The sequence below is a fragment of the Planktothrix sp. FACHB-1355 genome (genome assembly GCF_014748295.1).
Classification (GTDB): Bacteria; Cyanobacteriota; Cyanobacteriia; order Cyanobacteriales; family Aerosakkonemataceae; genus Aerosakkonema; species Aerosakkonema funiforme_A.
The window spans coordinates 1-3,365 of the sequence record NZ_JACJUP010000803.1 but is presented as its reverse complement, the minus strand read 5'-3'; the positions used below and the strand labels follow the sequence as shown (position 1 = coordinate 3,365).

Sequence of the window (3,365 nt, the reverse complement as noted above, 5' to 3'; positions counted from 1 at the left end):
CCCCTGCACCCCCGCTCTCCCGACTACCTCTTCCTACTTTTAACAGGGGTGCGAGTTCATCTGGGGTTAAGTCCCGCCACTGACCGGGTTCTAGACCTGACAAACGCAGGTGGGCGATCGCCACTCTTACCAGTCGCAATGTCGGAAATCCCACCGCTGCTGTCATTCGCCTCACTTGACGGTTGCGCCCTTCTGTGAGTGTAATTTCTAACCAGCAGGTCGGTACGTTTTTGCGAAAGCGAATGGGGGGGTCGCGGGGAGGCAAAGCTGGTTCTGTCGGTAACATTTTTACACAAGCCGATCGAGTGCGGTAATTTTGAATTACCACACCCTTTCGCAAACGTTCCAATGCGTCTTCTTCTGGAATTCGCTCCACTTGTACCCAGTACGTGCGGGGATGTTCAAATTTAGGATCGCTGAGGCGATGCTGTAACTGTCCGTTATTTGTCAGCAGCAGCAATCCTTCGCTATCTCTGTCTAGCCGTCCGACCGGGTAAACAGAGGGAACTGGTATGTAGTCTTTGAGTGTGAGCCTTTTTTCTTCGGTGCTTTCGTTGTCTGTAAATTGGGTTAAAACGTTGTAAGGCTTGTAAAAAAGGATATAACGATCGGGCGGCTTAGACAATTTTGGATTTTGGATTTTGGATTTTGGATTTTGGATTGAAATCCGATCTGCCATCTGCAATCTACTGCTTTGAAATTTCCCAATTACCAATTATCTTAGCTGCTACAGTTTCGTCGCTACGTTCGTGTCTAAAGGACAAACACAAGCTTCTCGCTGCAACCAGCGCACGCCTACCTGATGCAGAGCGCTCATAATGGGTTGAATTTCGCGACCTTTTTCGGTCAAAGAATATTCTACACGGGGAGGTATTTCTGCATAAACTTTGCGTTCTACCAAACCGTGGGCTTCTAATTCCCGCAGCCTCATCGTTAGCGTTTTGCTGCTAATGCCGGGGAGCGCATCTAAGAACTGATGAGTACGACGCGATCCCGCAAACAGTTCTCGCAGAATCAGAACAGACCATTTACTGCCGATCAAGTCCAGCGCGAACTGAATTGGGCATTCGATATCTAAGCATTGGCTAGTGTCAAACATGAGATCACTCTAAATATAGATGTTTCTAATTCTCATTGTTATCTATCCTTCCAAGGGTTTCATAGGATACTTGTTGCCAAAGAGAAGATTTAACTTTCTCTTAAGAAATCAACTATCCGTTTTTGCCGGTCTAATTTTTTACTTTTGGAAAGTATGCTGTCTGGCAAGTAACTGAGTGTTTATCGGAATGGGGATCGCAGGATGCAAATAGATGGGTAAGCATAACCATTCTGAATAAAAAGCTAAATTACGGCCTTATAAGCAGATTTTACGATGATACGGCTGCTTGTGAGCCTGTTGGTATTTTTAATTCATACGTTCTATCAGAATCGCGTTATTTCTCGCTTTTAGGTGTTAGAAACAGTACCCAGAGTAGGGTACTTTGCTTATTTATATGTTGCACCCATACGAAACTATGGGAATGTGGCGCAGATCCGATTGGTTGAAAGTCCATTTTGCCCAATCTTGGAACGAGTTGCATCACTTGCTCATCATCGCATCTCTTGGATGCCATCTGGGGTGACATAACGCTGAATTTTTGTTGGTTGTGATGCCATAATTTGATTGTAGGCGATCGCCTTTTATTTTACTATGCGATCGCATTCCATAATCCCAATTATAATCTTTCTTTAACCCAATTACGAAATGCTTTCATCGTCGCATTTCTACCCACAACTTTACTCTGTTCGACACTCTGATGTATGACATCGCGTAAATCGTAAAATTGTGAAAATATGCGGCTATTTTCCGATTCGATATATTTACCATCTTGCAGCACATTAATTTGCAACCTTTGTCCGTTGTATCGCCACAATTCTGGAACTCCCAAGCCTTCATAATTGGTGAAAGTAGTACGAGATGTGATATCAATTTCAATCGCTAAGTCCGGCGGCGGGTCTACAGTTAAATCGATTTTTTTCTTGCCTCGGATAGCTGCTTCATTTTGGATATAGAAACTAGCATCTGGTTCTACACCTTGAGCCATATTTTCCTTTTTGAAAGTTGTAGAACCAGAATCTATAAAATCGATATCCAGTTCTTCAAGTAAAATCTTGACAAAATCGCCAATAAACCCTTTATCGAATTCATGTTCTAGCAGTGGTGCCATAATCTCCAAACAACCTTTGCTGTAAGAAACTCTCGCCGCCCGACTTTCTCCCAATTCGTCTAAAATTTGCTCGAACATTTGCCAACTGATGTCTTTCAATTGCAGAACATTGCCAGGGGGGATAATCAATTGTTTGAGTTCTAGCTGCATAGTTTCACCACCTTTAATCGGCTAGCTAAAATATAACATTTCAAAAGGTACGTTGTTGCGCTTTAGCGCTAAAGCTGGGCAAACATCGGCGTATCATTGCCCCTATCTGCGTTCATCTGCGTTCATCTGTCTTCATCTGCGGTAAAAATTTAACTAACGATTCTCACCAACGATTTCCGAATATCGCTGATATTATTTCTCCTCGCTTCGCGATTGTATAAATTAACCGCATATAAAAGCGGATAAACGCGGATGAACGCAGATGTAAATGTAGATTTGGGATATTCAAGAAACCCGGTTTATTGAAGAAACCGGGTTTCTGTGATGGAAATTGAAGCTTTGGCGCTAAAGCGCAACAACGTACCTTTTTAATATGTTGATATTCAACAAGTTTTTGATATCTGACGCACCCTAGTTAGAGAGATGAAAAGAAACTGGGTTTCTGGTAATGGGTTGTCAATTATATCGGTGGGAAACTATCAAAGAAACTCGGTTTTTCGTCGCACAAAAGTCTTTTCGCATTGGTTCTTAGGGGGAAATGCGCCAAAGTTTGATAGTATTGTCATAACTGCCACTACTGCAAGGGTTTGACCATCGGGACTGAAGGCGACTGAATTAACATTGTCGGAATGTCCGGTGAGGGTGGTTTTCAATTTACCACTGTGGATATCCCAGATTTTGATCGTATTGTCATCACTGCCACTAGCAAGGGTTTGACCATCGGGACTGAAGGCGACTGACCTAACCCAGTTGGAATGTCCGGTGAGGGTGGTTTTCAATTTGCCACTGCGGATATCCCAGATTTTGATAGTATCGTCAAAACTTCCACTAGCAAGGGTTTGACCATCGGGACTGAAGGCGACTGAATTAACCGAGTTGGAATGTCCGGTGAGGGTGGTTTTGAGGGAAAATGACGAAATTAGTAGGGAAATCGGATTGCTATTAAATTGCTTTTGACAATATATCTGTACTTCTCTACTAATCAACCCTAAAACGGCACTGCCAACA

The 3,365-nt window shown here is 43.1% G+C and carries 4 protein-coding genes; all 4 read right to left on the bottom strand.

Annotation, left to right across the window (positions count from 1 at the left end):
* Positions 1 to 625, bottom strand: a 625-nt coding sequence (locus H6S82_RS25130) for a pseudouridine synthase (protein WP_242057104.1), incomplete at its 3' end; no start/stop codon positions are given.
* A gap of 102 nt (positions 626 to 727) precedes the next feature.
* Positions 728 to 1,099 carry a helix-turn-helix domain-containing protein gene (locus H6S82_RS25125; protein ID WP_190472233.1) on the bottom strand — a complete coding sequence of 124 codons (372 nt, stop codon included), beginning with the start codon at positions 1,097 to 1,099 and terminating at the stop codon, positions 728 to 730.
* Positions 1,100 to 1,715: 616 nt separating this feature from the next.
* Complete coding sequence (locus H6S82_RS25120) at positions 1,716 to 2,357, bottom strand: Uma2 family endonuclease (protein ID WP_190472237.1); 642 nt, start codon at positions 2,355 to 2,357, stop codon at positions 1,716 to 1,718.
* 479 nt (positions 2,358 to 2,836) lie between these two features.
* Positions 2,837 to 3,365, bottom strand: a 529-nt coding sequence (locus tag H6S82_RS25115) for a WD40 repeat domain-containing protein (protein WP_347339541.1), incomplete at its 5' end; no start/stop codon positions are given.